Raw genomic sequence first — 16835 nt, 5'->3', positions numbered from 1 at the left:
CCAGCGCGATTTCTGGATCGCCGAAGCCGGCCTGCAACAGGCCCTGGGCGGCCGCCCCCAAGAAGGAAAACAACCATGAACCCCAGCGACAAACTGCGCCGCCACTTCCTGCAAGGCGCCGCCCTGGCCGTCACCTCTGCGGCGGTGAGCCGGGCCGGCGCCGCCAGCCTGCCCGAAGCCGCGCTGCAAACCAGCCCCGCCACCCAGCCGCCCTTGCCACCGGCCACTGGTCGTCCCTATCAACCGGTGGTCACCCTCAACGGTTGGACCCTGCCCTGGCGCATGAAGAACGGCGTCAAGGAATTCCACCTGGTGGCCGAACCGGTGGTACGTGAAATCGCCCCCGGCATGAAGGCCAATCTCTGGGGCTACAACGGCCAAAGCCCCGGCCCCACCATCGAAGTGGTGGAAGGCGACCAGGTGCGCATCTTCGTCACCAACAAGCTGCCCGAAGCGACCTCGGTACACTGGCATGGCCAGCGCCTGCCCAATGGCATGGATGGCGTGTCCGGCCTGACGCAGCCGGCCATCCCGCCCGGCAAGACCTATGTCTACGAATTCACCGCACGGCGCGCCGGCACCTTCATGTATCACCCGCACGCCGATGAAATGGTGCAGATGGCTATGGGCATGATGGGCTTCTGGGTCACGCACCCCAAGGATCCCGGCTTCATGCGCGTGGACCGCGATTTCGTATTCCTGATGAATGCCTACGACATCGCACCGGGAGCGGCCGTCCCAAAGGTCAGCACCATGCTGGACTTCAATCTCTGGACCTGGAACAGCCGCGCCTTCCCCGGCATCGATCCGTTGGTGGTGCGGCACAACGACCGCGTGCGCATCCGCGTGGGCAATCTCACCATGACCAATCACCCGCTGCATCTGCACGGTCACGAATTCGTCGTCACCGGCACCGATGGCGGCTGGGTGCCGCCAGCGGCGCGCTGGCCCGAAGTCACCACCGACATTGCCGTGGGCCAGATGCGCGCCATCGAGTTCGACGCCACCGAAGAAGGCGACTGGGCCCTGCACTGCCACAAGGCGCATCACACCATGAACGCCATGGGCCATGACCTGCCGACCATGATCGGGGTGGATCAATCCAGGGTGGTCGAGAAGATCAGCAAACTGGTGCCCGACTACATGGCCATGGGCGACAAGGGTGGCTCCATGGGTGAGATGGAAATGCCGCTGCCGGAGAACACCCTGCCCATGATGACCGGACGCGGCCCTTACGGTCCCATCGAGATGGGCGGCATGTTCAGCACCCTCAAGGTTAGGCGCCACCTGGCCCGCGACGACTATCGCGACCCGGGCTGGTACCGCGCCCCGGCTGGTACGGTGGCACATGAATGGAAAGGCGAACTACCCGGCCCGCGCCGCGCACCTGCTGGCGCCACCGGCCAGCCAGGCCCGGCCACGCTGGATGTGGTCAAGCCGGGCGGGCATCAAGGCCATCACTGACACCCCCTCGTTGTTCGACGCTATGAAAGGAAATTCCATGTTACGCACCCTGCTCTTCACCGCTTCCCTCTTGCTGCCGATGCTGGCCGCCCAGGCCCAGGACCAGCCCCCCAAGGTCGATGGCGAAATCCGCAAGATCGACGCTGCTACCGGCAAGCTCACCATCCGCCACGGCGAGATTCCCAACTTGCAGATGCCCGGCATGACCATGGTCTTCAAGGCGGCCCCCGAGATCCTGGCCCGGGCCCGCGCCGGCGAAAAGATCAGCTTCAGCGCCGAGCGCATCGACGGTGCGCTGACGGTGACTTCGCTGGAAGAAAAGAACTAGGCATGGGACACCGGGACGACGCCGCAGCCGGCGCAAATTTCGTCGTCCCGGCGACCATCGTCTCTGGAAGTTAGCGGTATCATCGGGACTCCATTCCATAACAGGCGGCCGGCCGCCGCACAACAAAGGAGACCCGAGATGCCCCAAGCCATCGAGCAAACCCCATCGGCCTATGGCTACCCGCTGCTGATCAAGCAGCTATTGCACAGCGCCCTGGCCACCGCTCCCGAGCAGGAAATCATTTACGGCCAGCGTCGTCTGAGCTATGCCCAGTTCTACCAGCGCGTGCAGCGCCTGGCCAATGTCCTCAAGGAAATGGGCGTACAGGCCGGCAACACGGTGGCCGTGATGGACTGGGACAGCAACCGCTACCTGGAGTGTTTCTTCGCCGTGCCGATGATGGGTTGCGTCTTGCAGACGGTGAACGTGCGCCTGTCGCCGGAGCAGATCGCCTATACCCTCAATCACGCGCAAGCCGACGTCTTGCTGATGAACTCGGACTTCATGCCGGTGTTGAAGCAGATCCGCGGCGAACTCAGCACCTTGACGCGCTGCGTGCTGCTCACCGACGATGGCAGCCCCTGCCCGCGCGGTCCCGGTTTTGCCGGGGAATACGAACAATTGCTGGCCCAGGCCGAGGCCCGCTACGACTTCCCCGACTTCGACGAAAACGCCCGCGCCACCACCTTCTACACCACCGGCACGACCGGCCTGCCCAAGGGCGTCTATTTCAGCCATCGGCAACTGGTGTTGCACACCCTGGCCACCACCGCCGGCCTGGCCTTGCCAGCGCAGCAGGGCCGCCTGCATCGGGACGATGTCTACATGCCCTTGACGCCCATGTTCCATGTCCACGCCTGGGGGCTGCCCTATGTGGCGACCATGGCCGGGGTCAAGCAGGTCTATCCGGGCCGCTACGTGCCTGACACCATCTGCACGCTGATCCGGGAAGAAAAAGTGACTTTTTCCCATTGTGTGCCGACCATCCTGCAGATGATCCTGTCCTCGGAAAAAGCACGCGAGGTGGATCTGTCGGGCTGGAAGATGATCATCGGCGGCTCGGCCATGACCAGCAGCCTGGCCCGGGCGGCGCGGGAGCGGGGCATTGATGTCTTCACCGGTTATGGGATGTCGGAGACTTGCCCGATATTGACGCTGGCGCAGGTGCCCACGGCAGAACTGGGGGGTGAGCGCGAGGCCAACCTGCGCGTGAAGACCGGCCGCCCGGTGCCATTGGTGGCATTGCGTACGGTAGATGGCGATATGAATGATTGTGCGCATGATGGTCAGAGCACCGGCGAAGTGGTGGTGCGGGCGCCGTGGTTGACGCAGGGTTATCTGCATCAGGCTGAGGCTTCTGAAGAATTGTGGCGGGGTGGCTGGTTGCATACCCAGGATATCGGGCATATCGATGGCGAGGGCTATCTGCAGGTGACGGATCGGATCAAGGATGTGATCAAGACGGGGGGTGAGTGGGTCTCTTCGTTGCAGATCGAGGACATCATTGCGCGTCATCCGGCAGTGGCGGAGACGGCGGTGATCGGGGTGCAGGATGGGAAGTGGGGGGAGCGGCCGGTGGCGCTGGTGGTGTTGAAGAAGGATGCGGTCGGAGTCAGCGAGGAAGATATCCGGCAGCATGTGCGGGCTTCGGCGGAGGCGGGGGTCATTTCTCGTTATGGCGTGCCGGATCGGGTGAGGTTTGTGGATGAGCTGGCGCGGACCAGTGTTGGGAAGATCAATAAGCGGGTGATGCGGGAGCAGTATCCGGCTGCTAGCTGATGGTTGGTATGTGTGTTGTGTTGTCTTGACTAGCAGTGATGGTGTTTTTTGGTTTTGGGGTAGTCTGCACGGAATGCTTTTCTGCGCTCTAGCTTAATTGTGTCCTCTCTTCGGTCGGAAGGACGCGCCGGGGGCGGCCCGGCAGCCGCTCACTTTTCTTGTCTCGCCAAGAAAAGTAAGCAAAAGAAGGCGACCGCTACTACCCCGCCCTCCTTCGGAGGGTCCCCGCGTCAGCGCACATCAAAACGGGAAAAATAGAGTCGCTGCGCTCCGACTATTTTTCTGATCCGTTTTGATGTGCGCTGACGCGGCGGGGCAGAAGCGGACGGCTGAAACGGCTCGCCTTCGGCCTCGCCCAGTCTCCGACTCGCCTGCGGCTTCGGGTTGAGATTCTTCGCCTTCGATACGTCGCTGCGCGACCACAGTCCAAACGGTAAATTATTTATACAAAAAAACAGAACATTGCCCGAAGAAAAATGCGATGCCGCAGGCAAGCCAACCCAAAGCCGCAGGCGAGTCGGAGACTGGGCGAGGCCGAAGGCAAGCCGGTTACGCTTTCCCCCTTGGGGGCCAGCCGCCGCAGCGAAGTGAAAAGTGGATCAGAAAAATAGTGGGAGCGCAGCGACTCTATTTTTCCCACTTTTCGCTTCGCTGCGGCGGGAACCCTCCGAAGGAGGGCTGGCTCTTAGGGGGCCGCTTTCTTTGCTTACTTTCTTTGGCGGGCCAAAGAAAGTGAGCGGCTGCCGGGCCGCCCCCGGCGCTCCCCTGCGACCGGAGAGAGAAAAAATTAAGTCAGTGCGCAGAACAGCACACCGTGCAGACTACCCGAACCAGAACCCGCATCCGAACACAACCTAAAGCACAAAACAAAAACGCCGCCCAGCCCAAGCCAGACGGCGTCCAAGTTCATACAGCAAGGATCAGTTGAAGATCACGGTCTTATGCCCATTGAGCAAAATCCGATGTTCGGTAAACCACTTCACAGCCCGCGCCAACACCACACACTCGATATCCCGCCCGATGGCAGTCAGCGTATCCGGCCCCATCGAATGATCCACCCGCTCCACCCCCTGCTCGATGATAGGACCTTCATCCAGATCACCAGTGACAAAGTGTGCAGTCGCCCCGATCAACTTCACCCCCCGATCATGGGCCTGATAATAAGGCTTGGCCCCCTTGAAACTGGGCAGGAAGGAATGGTGGATATTGATCGCCCGCCCACGCAAGGCCTCGCACATCTCAGGCGAGAGAATCTGCATATAACGCGCCAGCACCACCAGATCGATCTGGTTCGCATCCACGATCTCCATGATCCGCTGCTCCTGCGCCCGCTTCACCTCCGCCGGCGCACCGGTCGCCAACGGCAGATGATGGAAAGGAATGTTATAGCTCGCCGCCAGTTGATAGAAATCTGTATGGTTCGACACGATCGCCGGAATCTCCACCGGCAGCAGACCACTCTTGTAGCGGAACAGCAGATCGTTCAGACAATGCCCGATCTTGGACACCATCAGCATCACACGCGGCTTCTTGCCCGCATCATGCAACTGCCAGTTCATCTGCAGCGCATCACCGAGCACGCCGAAATCGGCCCGCAGCGCCGCATCCGAGACCGCCGCGTCTTCCGCAGAAAAATGCACACGCATGAAGAAAAGCCGGGATTGCGCATCGCCAAACTGCGCCGAATCGATGATGTTGCAGCCGTGATCGGCCAGGAAGCCCGAGACGCGATGCACGATGCCGCGCTGGTCCAGGCAGGACAAGGTAAGGATGTATTCCGGGTGAGCCATGAGAATGTACTGAAAAGCGCCAGCGTCCCCACAGGCAACGCCGGGCTGGCGTCACCACCGGCCTGGCAGGCCGGCTAAAAGGACGAAAGGCGCTATTGTCGCACGGCCGGGCGACGCGGACAAATCCCGCGCCATGAAGAAACGCCGCGCACACGACACGGCGAGCCAATGACACCGAAATCGACGCAATTGACCGTCAAAGCCCGCAGATGGCGACACAGATAAGCAGGTTTCCAAAAAGAAACCTGGCCACCCTATCGCCCACGCCACTACGCCAGCCCATCCCCGGATGGCGGCCGGTGCGCCGCACCCGCCACCACCCGCAGTGGCTCTCAGGCAGTCTTCTGCAGCAGATCCTTCTGCTCGTGGCCGCCACCGACCTGCAGATCGCCCGCCAGCTGGCCGCCCTCTTCAATGACCAGCTTGCCGTAGCGGATCTTGCCGGTGACCTTGCCGCTGGAATAGATGACCAGCTTCTGACGCACCGTGAGGTCGCCATCGAACTCGCCCCGGATCTCGGCCAGGTCGATCTCGGCCGAGCCCTTGAAGGCGCCACGTTCGGCGATCTGCACCACGCGGCAATTGATGGTGGCCTGCACCTTGCCTTCCACCACCAGGGTGTCGCAGTCCTCGATCTCGCCCTTGACCTTGATGTTGGGGCCGACGGTGAGCTTGCTGCCGGTCTCCTCGCTGGCGGCCGGTGCGACGCCGCCGGTGCTGGAGACGGAAGAAGGATATTGGTTGGGTTTATTGACGCTGGTCACATTGCCGCCTGTAGAAGAAGAGACGCTGTTGCCCGCACTGCTGAACGGGGAGTTGGTCGAGCTGGTTTCGCGTTTGCCGAAGAGGGATTCCGAGCGAAGCATGTGATCTCCTGAAATGGTGGTGCCTGATGCGAAAAAAATTACACGCGAAAATAGGACGCGCGAAGATGAGCGTGCACACGAGGGCGCACGAAAACGTTGCGATGCCCTGCGAGACCTGCGGTAGCGGTCCGGGAATCAGCGGCGTGTCGCGACGTCGACAGGTCCGACCCTCCCGCGGTGCGCCTGGGCGCGGCCTGATGACACTGCCTGGAGGCATTGTCCGGGAGGAAACCTGTGCGGTTCGGCAGGATGCCTTTTGCAAAGTTCACGACAATTTTGTAACAGCGAAAACCGCATTTCGCTGTCCGCCTGCCGCAGTGATTACAGGGCAAATTATTTATATTTTGAAGCGCCTTGTAACTAAAAAAAATGTAACAGTTGCGCCTCTCATCGCGTCGCCATATGGCGACACCCATTCTTCCACAATCTGCTCTGGCCGTGCTTTCCAAGGCATTTTGAATTTATCGCGACGCACTTTCCGGCAGCGCATGGTGCACCAAAAAACTTAGTCTTTTCGCCTCTTCCTTTCCCCCCACATGGGGTGCCAAGAGGCCGATTCACGGGCGGGAGGATTGCACAAGGCCTGCGCAAGGTCTAGCGTACGACCATGGCGCAGGCGGCTCGACGACGCCACGCAAACCCATGTACGCAACTACGCTCCCTTGTGATGATTCAATGTAAGTGATGAAAATGAATGTGATCGGCTGGGCACATCTGCGCCAGCCGATTTATGATGTGGTCATCGTCGCGGCCCACGCGCTCAACCCCGGCCCGACGGCCGGTCTGCCCTTCTTTCCTGATGAACCCATGAGCCACGATCAGATCCCCTCGCCGGAATCGCTGGATTCCTTTGGCGCCCAACTTTTCCCGGCCCGTCGCGACTCCGCCGCCGCACGGGCGGTGGCCACGCTCATCGCCGTCATCAGCTGGTTCGCCTTCGTGGCGCAGACCGATATCACCATCGGCCGCCTGCTGGCGCGCGGTGGTGGCGTGCTGGCGGGACTGGATCGCTTGACCATGTACCTGACCAACCTCACCATCCTGATGAGCGCGCTGTGCTTTACGTCGCTGGCCCTGTCCCTGAAGACGCCGGTGAGCCGGTTCTTCCGGCAACCGTCGGTGATCTCGGCCGTGGTGGCCTATCTGGCCTTCGTGGGGATTGCGTACAACCTCTTGTTGCGTCATCTGTGGACGCCGACTGGTTTCCGTGCGCTGGTCAACGAGAGCCTGCATACGGTGGTGCCGCTGCTGGCCATTGCCTACTGGATCTTCTTCGTGCCGGTGTTCCGGACCTCGTTGCGCAAGTCCATGCTGTGGCTGATCTATCCGCTGGCCTATCTGTCGCTCACCCTGTGGCGCGGGGCCTTGTCGGGCTTCTATCCCTACCCCTTCATCGACGTCAATGCGCTGGGCTATCCGCGCGTACTGCTCAATGCCACCCTGCTGCTGGCCAGCTTCATCGCGCTGATGGGCTTGTTCATCGCGGTGAACCGTTCCGGCAAGCCGGTGCTGCAGCGCCGCTAGCAGCGCTGCGTGGCCCTAGACGATGGGCTCGGTGATCGCCAGCAGCAGGATGAACAGCATGGAAACGGTAAAACCGGCAGCGATGACCAGGTATTGAAAAGCCTTGAGCAAGATGATCCCCTCCGACGAACTGATCCGCAGCGACCCGGGCTACGGACCATCCCCTGGTCCGCAGCCCTGTCCAGCCCGGTTGCCGGGCCATGCTGCGCGTGGAGCGCAGCCGTATACTCTCGTGGCATTGTAGAGGCATCCGGTCACGCGCCCGGCATCCTACCTTTTCTTTTACGCAATTTTTCATTGTCTCTTGGTGCATATTCCTTCACCTTTTTGATGTGAAACTTGCCCGATCGGGTAAAACGACACATCCTTGTCATACGGTCGCGCTAAGCTGCCCCCGCATCGCGCCAACCCCACAACAATATCCGACAGGAAACTCATCCATGAGCAAGCACGACGACCACAGCGCCGGCAGCCCGCCTGTGCCCAACGATTCCCCCAACACCCCCGCCAGCAGTACCGCCAGCCCCGGCCGCCGCCGCTTCCTGGGCGGCATGGCCGCGCTGGGTGCCGGCAGCGCGCTGGCCGCCTGCGCCACCGAGGGCCAGGGGCCGGCCCCCTATCCCAGCGGCAATCCGGCCGATGCCGCGGCGCTGGACCGCGCCCTGCGCGACAACGTCAAGACCATCGTGGTCATCTACGCCGAAAACCGCAGCTTCAACAACCTCTTCGCCGATTTCCCCGGCCTGGAAAAGCCGCTGTCCTCGGTCAAGGCATCCGACTACCAGCAGCGAGACCGCGACGGCAGCCTGCTCAAGCAATTGCCGCCGGCCTGGAACGGCGTCGTGATCCAGGAACAGAGCATCGAAGGCGTGACCTACCCGGCCGGCAAGCAATACCAGAGCGACCTGCCCAATGCGCCCTTCGCGCTCAAGGGACCGCAGGGCGAAGCCCTGCCGCTGGGCCTGGTCACGCGTGACCTGTGGCACGTGTTCTACCAGAACCAGATGCAGATCAACGGCGGCAAGAATGACGGTTTCGTGGCCTGGGCGGACTCCGGTGGCCTGACCATGGGGCATTACGCCGACACCCGCTACAACATGCGCCTGTGGGACGTGGCACGCGAGTTCGTGCTGTGCGACAACTTCTTCCAGGGCGCCTTCGGTGGCTCCTTCCTGAACCACCAGTACCTGATCTGCGCGGCCCCACCCTACTATCCGGATGTGATGAATTCGGTCTCGCGCACCCAGGTGGCCAAGACCCGCAACAACGATCCGCTCTCGCCGGAACTGGTACCGGCCGAAAACAGCCCCGCCAGCGCCCTGCAAGGCCCGCCCAAGTTCGGGCCCAGCGCGCTCACCCCGGACGGCTACGCGGTCAACACCATGGCCCCGCCCTATTGGCCGACCTGGAGCCGCGACCGCAACAACCCGGCCTATGCCGAACCCAACCAGCCCAGCGTACTGGTGCCGCAGGTGCACGAACACATCGGCGACAAGCTCAACAAGAAGGGTATCGACTGGGCCTGGTATGCCGGCGCCTGGCAGGCCACGCTGGACGAGTTCAAGGACTCCAAGGGCATTCCCAAGATTCCCAATTTCCAGTACCACCACCAGCCCTTCAACTACTTCAAGAACCTGGGCCCGGACAACCCGGCCGAGCGCAACAAGCGCCTGCGTGACGGTGGCCTGGGCGACGAAGCGCGGACCAACCGCTTCCTGGCCGATGTCGAAGCCGGCCGCCTGCCACCGGTGACCTTCTACAAGCCCCAGGGCAACCTCAACCTGCACGCCGGCTATGCCGACATCGCCTCCGGCGACCGTCACATCGCGCACATCATCAAGAGCCTGCAGGCCAGCCCGCAGTGGAAGAACATGGTGGTGGTGATCACCTTCGACGAAAACGGCGGCTGGTGGGATCACGTGGCCCCGCCCAAGGGCGACCGCTGGGGTCCGGGCACCCGCGTACCGGCACTGGTGGTCTCGCCCTTCGCCCGCAAGGGGACGGTGGACCACACCATCTACGACACCGCCTCCATCCTGCGCCTGATCACCCGCACCTTCGGCCTGGAAAAGCTGGACGGTCTCAAGCTGCGCGACGACGCCATGATCGCGCGCGGCCAGCAGCCCATGGGTGACCTGACCAACGCCTTGCAGTTCAAGGCCTGATCCGCCGCCACTGCGTTTTTCACTGGCCAGCCCACGCCGCCCAGGTTCAACCTGCGGCGGCGTTTTTCATTCTGGCGGCCTCTGCAGGATTCAAGGCTCCTCCAGGACATCGAAAATCCAGGCACCAAGCAGAACAAAGCATTCCGACCATTTATATCATGTTGTGATATATTTCAGGCTCAATCCGCTTGCACTGGCCATCCTTCCCTCGCAAGGGTCGTGCAGCCAGCGCCCTACCCTGATTCCGGCATGAAACACAAACGCGACTACACCGCTGACCGGCGGTTGCCCTACCTGTGCGCCATCGCACTGCTGATCGGCGCTCTCTCCACCGGCGCTGCCTGGCTGCTGCTCAAGCTCATTGCGCTCTTCACCAACCTGTTCTACTTCCAGCGCCTGTCCTTTGCGGCCAGTTCCCCGGCCTCGCATACGCTGGGCTGGATCGCCGCGCTGCTGCCGGTGGCCGGCGGCCTGATCGTCGGCCTGATGGCCCGTTATGGCAGTGACAAGATCCGTGGCCACGGCATCCCCGAAGCCATCGAGGCCATCCTCTTCGGCAAGAGCCGCATGTCGCCCAGGGTGGCCGTGCTCAAACCCTTGTCCTCGGGCATCGTCATCGGCAGCGGCGGTCCGTTCGGTGCCGAAGGGCCGATCATCATGACCGGCGGTTCGGTCGGTTCGCTGCTGGGGCAATGGCTGCACCTGACGGCGGCCGAGCGCAAGACCCTGCTGGTCTGCGGCGCCTGTGCGGGCATGACGGCAATCTTCGGAACGCCGCTGGCGGCGGTGTTGCTGGCGGTGGAGCTGCTGCTGTTCGAACTGCGCCCGCGCAGCCTGTTACCGGTGGCGCTGGCCTGCGCGGTGGCCGGCTTCCTGCGGCCCTGGGTGCTGGAGGCGGGTGTGCTGTTCCCGCTTCAGGTGGCCGCGCCGGCCCCGATGGCCCTGCTCTCCTGCCTGGCCGCCGGCCTGGCCAGTGGCAGCCTGGCGGCGCTGCTGACGCTGGCGCTGTATCGCATCGAGGACGGTTTCCATCGCCTGCCGCTGCACTGGATGTGGTGGCCGGCGCTGGGCGGCATCGCCGTCGGCCTGGGCGGGCTGCTGCAGCCGCGTGCGCTGGGCGTGGGCTATGACGTCATCGCCGACCTGCTGAACCAGCACATGCTGGTCTCGGCGGCAGTAGCGCTGCTGGTGGTCAAGGCGCTGATCTGGCTGCTGGCGCTGGGCTCGGGGACCTCGGGCGGGGTATTGGCGCCGCTGCTGATGATGGGCGCCGGCCTGGGACTGGTGCTGGCCCCGTGGCTGCCGGGCGGCTCCCCCGGACTGTGGCCGCTGGTGTGCATGGCCGGCGTGCTGGGCAGCGTACTGGGCGCACCGCTGACCGCCATCGTCTTCGCCTTCGGCCTGACCCATGCCAGCAATGCCCTGCTGCCCTTGATCGCCACCACCACCGTCGCCTATGGGGTCAACGTACTGTGGATGAAGCGCTCCATCATGACCGAGAAGATTGCCCGGCGCGGGCTGCACGTGCACCGCGAATACGGCGTCGATCCGCTGGAGCGTATGCATGTGGAAGACCTGATGTCCGCCCCGCAGGCACTGGATGCGGCCCTGCCGGCCGGTGCCGCGCTGGCGCAATGCCGTGCTGGCACCCACGTACATCGCTACTATCCGGTGACCCATGGACGTCAACTGCTGGGCATGCTGGCCCTGCGCACACTGGAGGCGGCCGACCCGGCCCAGGTCTGCGGCCTGCTGCTGGAACCGGATCGCGGCCATTTGCTGCCGCACCTGAGCGCGCGCACTGCCGCCGGCATGCTGGCGCGGCTGGGCGTGGCGCGCCTGCCGGTAGTGGCCGGCCCGGAACGCCGGCAGCTGGTGGGGATGCTTTCCCTGTCCGACCTGGCACGCGCCAGCGCTGCCCATGCGGAGGAAGAATCGGTGCGGGAAAAACTGTTGGGCAACTAGGCTGTATCGGCCTTACAGCACCCCACCGCTGAGCTTGCACATCAGGTTGTCATGCGAGACCAGCACCACGTTGATGCCGGCATTGCCGTTATCCAGGCGGAATTCGCTGTTGCCGTTGGAGAGCGAAATGCTCCGCACCGCCCGCGTCGCCGTTTCGGTGAGCACGGTTTCGCCGGCCATGTTCAGGCAGGTGAGCACGCAACCTGCCCCGGCGGCGCAACTGCGCGTGATGTCACTGGCCACCGGTGTGGGCGCGGCCGTGCCCATGGCTGGCACCGGCACCGGGACGACCGCCGCCGTAGCAGGGGCGGCCTGTGCCTGCGCCGCCACCCAGGGCAAGCTCAGCAAGGAAAACGCCACGAAGGCGCAACAGATGGAGCGGACCATACGCATGGCTTGCCTACCCTTCTCGCAATCAATAGGCCGCTATTGCATCACAAACAAAAAAAGGGCGCACCTCCTTGCGGAAGCACGCCCAAAAGTCAGCCCCCCTCAGGGCTTCCCGGTAATCCGGTGTGGCGCGACGAGGGCCGCTGCGGTGAACGCAGGCGGCGCTCGTCGCGGCGAAATCAGTAGGTCAAGGTGACGGTGACGGTATCCGAATAGGCACCTGCCAGCGGTGTCTGGGCAGCGGCGATCTGGCCGTACACGGTCAGCGTCTGGGTCAGGCCCGAGCCGGTGCCGGTGGCGGTATCGGTACCGATGGTCGAGCCCCAGTTGTTGGTGCGGGCTGCATCGCGGTACAGCGCATAGTTCAGGGTACCGCCGCCGGCCGCGCTCATCTTGCGGTTGGCCACGGTGGCGCCGGTGCCGGTACCGGCGTCCAGGCCGACGTTGTAGGCGGTGCCGTTGGTGCAAAGCACGGTGATGGTGCCGGACTGGTTGACCACGCTCTGGGTGTAGGCGCCGAAGGCGATGGTCGAACCGACCACGGTGCAGGCGGCGACCACCGAGGCGCTGATGGTCAGCGTGCCGCTGGCGGTGGCAGCGAAAGAAGCAGGTGCACTGGAAGCCAGCACGACGGCGGCGACGGTGGCGGCAACGAAGCGGTTTTTCTTGGCATTGAACATGTCATCTCTCCCTGATTGCTGCCTGGTCCTCGCCCCTCGCTCGGACTTCGTTGTGCAGCTGGTATGGAGAGAACTTTACGTTTTTGTTGTTGCGCCAAGTATCGGGCGGTTCCTGAGAGCGGCGGGAAAATGCCTCAGGAATTCCCTGAGTGATGCAGGGGGGCTCAGGGAGGCAAGCAGCCCGAAAACCCTGGCATCTGCCCGAAAGGCCGGCCCACACTGCCTTTGCGCCAGATCAAATTGCGCATATAGATATGTTAAATGAGTGTTTGCATCAAAATCTATTAGCCGATAAAGTACATTCCCAGAGCAGATTCAATTGCGGCGCCACTTTTCAGATAGAACTGGGCGCCGCGAATCTCTCTCCCGGATACATCTCCCCTACCCTCCTTGCACCGGTCCCAGCCCCACGGCATGCGGCGCCAGTTCCTTGCAGAACCGACAATTCCACCCCATCCAGTGCTGGCCGCGCCGGAACAGCCCGCCGACGCGCAGCCTGCATTTTTGATAGCATGCCGGGATGGATACTTCACATACCCCCGAATTGAACGCCCTGGCCGAATCGGCCGGGATGGGCCTGTCTGCCGTGGTGGCCGGGCTGCGTACCTCACGCGAAGTGACCAACAAGATCCGCTATCGCGGCGAAATCCGCGAACTGCCTTCGCGCGAGGCGATGAAGACGCTGCTGGCGCATCTGCAGGCGGCATTGTTCCCCACGCATTACGGCCACACCGACCTGTCGGACGAGACCATCGATTATTTCGTGGGGAGTCAGTTGAATGCAGCCTTGTGCATCCTGAAGGAACAGGTCCGCCGCAGCCTCTATTTCAGCAGCGACAGCGAAGAAGACAGCCTGTTGCGCGAGCGCGCTGACGTGATCACGCGTGAGTTCGCGCATCAGTTGCCAGGCATACGCGACGTGCTGGTCAGCGATATCCAGGCGGCCTACCACGGCGACCCGGCGGCCTCCAGCATTTCGGAAATCCTGCTCTGCTATCCCGGCACCACCGCCATCATCTACCACCGGCTGGCGCATGCCCTGCATCAGCTGGGCGCCCCCTTGCTGGCACGCCTGATCGCCGACATCGCACACTCGGCCACCGGCATCGACATCCACCCGGCAGCACAGATCGGCCCCAGCTTCTTCATCGACCACGGCACCGGCGTGGTGATCGGCGAGACCACCATCATCGGCCGCAATGTACGTCTGTACCAGGCGGTGACGCTGGGGGCCAAGCGCTTCCCGCAGGAGCCGGACGGTTCGCTGGTCAAGGGTATCCCGCGTCACCCCATCGTCGAGGATGACGTGGTGGTCTATGCCGGCGCCACCCTGCTGGGCCGCATCACCATCGGACGCGGCTCGGTCATCGGCGGCAATGTCTGGCTCACCCATAGCGTGCCGCCAGCCAGCAACATCTCGCAGGCGGAAATGCTGAGCGACTGCCACCAGCCCTGACACCGGCCCTGCCGCTCCTTCAGCCGCCCAGCGGCAGGCAGCGCTGCAACAGATACAGCGCTCCCAGCAAGGCCAGAGCGAACAGGAAGACCGTACCGATCAGCTTGCGCTCGGCCGGTTGCAGGGGCTCCAGCGCGAGGCTGCCGAGTTCCTGGTAGATGTGATGGTCTTGCATGCGGACTCCGTGTCAAAGGACAAGGAGCCCATGCTAGCGAAGCACCGGGCGGCTGTGAACGAAGCGATCGACGCATCGATATCCGCTGCGCGCATAAGCCCGCAGCGACTAGGGACGGGGCGTGGTGCTTGCCTCGGGCAAGGAGGTTGGCTCGCGCCCGCAAGCCACTGCAGCCAGCGCCAGCGCCGATGCCGCCAGGCCATACAGCCATAGCGAGGACATCACCGGCAACAGCAACCCTGCCATCATCGGCCCCATGCCGGCCCCGATATCGCGCCAGATGGCGCGTCCGGCCAGGGCGTGCACGCGATGCGCCGGCGGCGTGCGGGCCGCCACGATGGGCGCCAGCAGCGGCAACTGCAAGGCGCGCAGGATCACGATCAGCCCGGCGAACAGCCACAGCAAGCCGCCGCCGAAACCCACCAGCGCCACACAGGTCGCCAGCGACAGCGTGACCAGCACCTTCACCGCACCGAAACGCTCGGCCAGCCATCCGCCCAGGGGACTCAATACGATCTCGCCGGCATAGCGCAGCGCCATCAGCACCCCGGCCACCAGTTCGCCTTCGGCGCCGAAGGACTGCTTGCTCATGTAGGCCAGTCCGACGATGAACAGCCCGTCCAGCGTCAGACCTTCCAGGAAAGACCACCAGTCCAGCGCATTGGGCAGCTTCCAGCGGCGTGGCTGCGGAGGGGCATAGCCATGGGCCGGCAAGCGACGCGCGGCCAGCAGGCCCAACAAGGCGGTACACGCTACCAGCAGGAACACCATGCGCGGCCCCACATGCGCGGCCAGCAAGGCCGCCGTGGGCAACCACAGCATCGGGCCGATGGCGATCACCCCACGCGAGCGCCCGGAGCGCCGCGCCGCCCCTTGCGGGTTGGAGGTCGACATCGCTTGCGTCGACAGGTTGAGCCCGGCAAACGCCATGCCCCACAGCAGCCGCAGCGGCAGCAGCGCCCAGAAGCCGCTGGCCACCGTATAGCCCAGCGCACACAGGATCGCCGCGCAGACCGCCAGGGTGCAGGTGGGTCGATCGCCACGTCTGGCATAGAAGGCCGCCACCCAGCGATAACCGGCGATGCGCACCAGCCGGTTGGCCGCCAGCAGCACCCCGGCCTCGGCCAGGCTCACGTGGAACTGGTCGGCATACATCGGCAGCAGCAGGTAGAGAACGATGTCGCAGGGCAAGGCGGCCGACAGCGACATGGCGGCATGGCGCGAATCGAGGTCGGCCTGGCGGAGGTCTGGCGTGGTCATGGGCCTGATGTTGCGCCGCGTGGGCGGCGGTGACAAACGATATTAATTCCGGGCATGCGTGATAAAATCTGACGCATGGCCGACCTTTCCCTTCCGCTCAATGCCATCCGGGCCTTCCTGGCGGCGGCCCGCCATCAGAGTTTCACGCTGGCCGCGCACGAGCTCAATGTCACGCATGGCGCGATCAGTCGCCAGATCAAGAATCTCGAAGACTACCTGGGCATGCCGCTCTTCGAGCGCCGCGTGCGTCAGGTGTTGCTGACCGAGCGTGGCCGCCAGTTCTTCGAGGAAGCCAGCCCGGCGCTGGACATCCTGGCCACGGCGGCACGCCGCGTGATGCGCGACGCCCCTACCCGCACGGTGGTGATCAATGTACGGCCGTCCTTTGCGGTGCGCTGGCTGATTCCGCATCTTTCCGATTTCGTGGAGCGTTATCCGGGCATTGCGCCGCAGGTGGTGACCAGCACGGCGGCGGTTGGCCGGGCCGGGTCTTCCTTCGATATCGCGGTGCGGCGGGGGGAGACCAATTGGCCGGAGAGTTTGAAGGTGCAGCGTTTCATGGAGGACGAGCTGGTGCTGGTGGCTTCGCCTGCGTTGCTGAAGTCAATGCCGCTGGAGGGTGTGGCGGGCATCGGGCGGCATACGCTGTTGCTGTCGCGCAGTCGGCGCAATGACTGGGAGGACTGGCGCAGGCTGGCGGGCTTGAAGCGCTCGCGGGGGCAGGCGATGCTGTATTTCGATCACGTGCATTTTGTGTTGCAGGCGGTGGTGGATGGGTTGGGACTGGCGTTGTCGCCGGTGTCGCTGGCGGACAATGATCTGCGCTCGGGGCGGCTGGTGTGTCCCTTGCCTGATTTGCGGATGGCCTTGGCGCCTTATTACCTGGGGATTTCTCCGCAGGCGGGGGCGGAGGCTTTGCTATTTGCCAAGTGGTTGGGGGAGTATCGGGGGATGGCTGGTTTTTATGGCTGAGCTTTTTGGGCTTCGATTTTT

The 16835-nt window shown here is 63.6% G+C and carries 14 protein-coding genes; 8 read left to right on the top strand and 6 right to left on the bottom strand.

Annotated features, from left to right (window positions below; all coding sequences use genetic code 11):
• Window positions 1-75: 75 nt before the first annotated feature.
• From VE092_RS18345 to VE092_RS18335, 3 genes are all read left to right on the top strand, one after another.
• A complete protein-coding gene (locus VE092_RS18345) occupies window positions 76-1464 on the top strand; it encodes a multicopper oxidase family protein (RefSeq protein ID WP_017454187.1) in 1389 nt (462 codons plus the stop codon).
• Between the two features lie 37 nt (window positions 1465-1501).
• Entirely contained in the window at window positions 1502-1792 is a 291-nt protein-coding gene (locus VE092_RS18340; RefSeq protein ID WP_017454186.1) for a copper-binding protein, read from the top strand.
• Window positions 1793-1930: 138 nt separating this feature from the next.
• Window positions 1931-3571 carry a fatty acid--CoA ligase gene (locus tag VE092_RS18335; protein WP_324879223.1) on the top strand — a complete coding sequence of 547 codons (1641 nt, stop codon included), beginning with the start codon at window positions 1931-1933 and terminating at the stop codon, window positions 3569-3571.
• 920 nt (window positions 3572-4491) lie between these two features.
• Here VE092_RS18335 and purU read toward each other — a convergent pair.
• On the bottom strand, window positions 4492-5361 hold the full coding sequence (gene purU / locus VE092_RS18330) for a formyltetrahydrofolate deformylase (protein WP_324879221.1): 870 nt from the start codon (window positions 5359-5361) through the stop codon (window positions 4492-4494).
• Between the two features lie 332 nt (window positions 5362-5693).
• Window positions 5694-6227, bottom strand: a complete 534-nt coding sequence (locus VE092_RS18325) for a polymer-forming cytoskeletal protein (RefSeq protein ID WP_324879219.1) — start codon at window positions 6225-6227, stop codon at window positions 5694-5696.
• Between the two features lie 807 nt (window positions 6228-7034).
• Here VE092_RS18325 and VE092_RS18320 point away from each other — a divergent pair.
• The 3 genes from VE092_RS18320 to VE092_RS18310 all read left to right on the top strand — a co-directional run bounded on the left by VE092_RS18320 (window position 7035) and on the right by VE092_RS18310 (window position 11881).
• Window positions 7035-7751 carry a Pr6Pr family membrane protein gene (locus VE092_RS18320; protein WP_324879227.1) on the top strand — a complete coding sequence of 239 codons (717 nt, stop codon included), beginning with the start codon at window positions 7035-7037 and terminating at the stop codon, window positions 7749-7751.
• 440 nt (window positions 7752-8191) lie between these two features.
• Complete coding sequence (locus VE092_RS18315) at window positions 8192-9916, top strand: acid phosphatase (RefSeq protein ID WP_324879217.1); 1725 nt, start codon at window positions 8192-8194, stop codon at window positions 9914-9916.
• A gap of 249 nt (window positions 9917-10165) precedes the next feature.
• Window positions 10166-11881, top strand: coding sequence for a chloride channel protein (locus VE092_RS18310; protein WP_324879215.1), 1716 nt, complete (start codon window positions 10166-10168; stop codon window positions 11879-11881).
• Window positions 11882-11893: 12 nt separating this feature from the next.
• Here the strand turns inward: VE092_RS18310 and VE092_RS18305 are convergent, their stop codons facing one another.
• Both VE092_RS18305 and VE092_RS18300 read right to left on the bottom strand, forming a co-directional pair.
• On the bottom strand, window positions 11894-12274 hold the full coding sequence (locus VE092_RS18305) for a hypothetical protein (protein ID WP_324879214.1): 381 nt from the start codon (window positions 12272-12274) through the stop codon (window positions 11894-11896).
• A gap of 176 nt (window positions 12275-12450) precedes the next feature.
• On the bottom strand, window positions 12451-12951 hold the full coding sequence (locus VE092_RS18300) for a spore coat U domain-containing protein (protein WP_324879212.1): 501 nt from the start codon (window positions 12949-12951) through the stop codon (window positions 12451-12453).
• A gap of 520 nt (window positions 12952-13471) precedes the next feature.
• Between VE092_RS18300 and epsC the strand changes: the two genes are divergently transcribed.
• Entirely contained in the window at window positions 13472-14407 is a 936-nt protein-coding gene (epsC, locus tag VE092_RS18295) for a serine O-acetyltransferase EpsC (RefSeq protein WP_324879210.1), read from the top strand.
• Between the two features lie 19 nt (window positions 14408-14426).
• On the opposite strand, the gene VE092_RS18290 is transcribed toward epsC, so the two are convergent.
• Both VE092_RS18290 and VE092_RS18285 read right to left on the bottom strand, forming a co-directional pair.
• A complete protein-coding gene (locus VE092_RS18290) occupies window positions 14427-14582 on the bottom strand; it encodes a hypothetical protein (RefSeq protein ID WP_324879208.1) in 156 nt (51 codons plus the stop codon).
• A gap of 108 nt (window positions 14583-14690) precedes the next feature.
• Window positions 14691-15842, bottom strand: a complete 1152-nt coding sequence (locus VE092_RS18285) for an MFS transporter (protein WP_324879206.1) — start codon at window positions 15840-15842, stop codon at window positions 14691-14693.
• A 75-nt stretch (window positions 15843-15917) separates the two neighbouring features.
• On the opposite strand from VE092_RS18285, the gene VE092_RS18280 reads away from it, so the two are divergent.
• On the top strand, window positions 15918-16814 hold the full coding sequence (locus tag VE092_RS18280; RefSeq protein ID WP_006462500.1) for a LysR substrate-binding domain-containing protein: 897 nt from the start codon (window positions 15918-15920) through the stop codon (window positions 16812-16814).
• The last annotated feature ends 21 nt before the right edge of the window (window positions 16815-16835 follow it).

Source organism: Herbaspirillum sp. (assembly GCF_035644555.1).
Taxonomy (GTDB): domain Bacteria; phylum Pseudomonadota; class Gammaproteobacteria; order Burkholderiales; family Burkholderiaceae_D; genus Herbaspirillum.
This window is presented reverse-complemented; position numbering and strand designations above follow the sequence as displayed.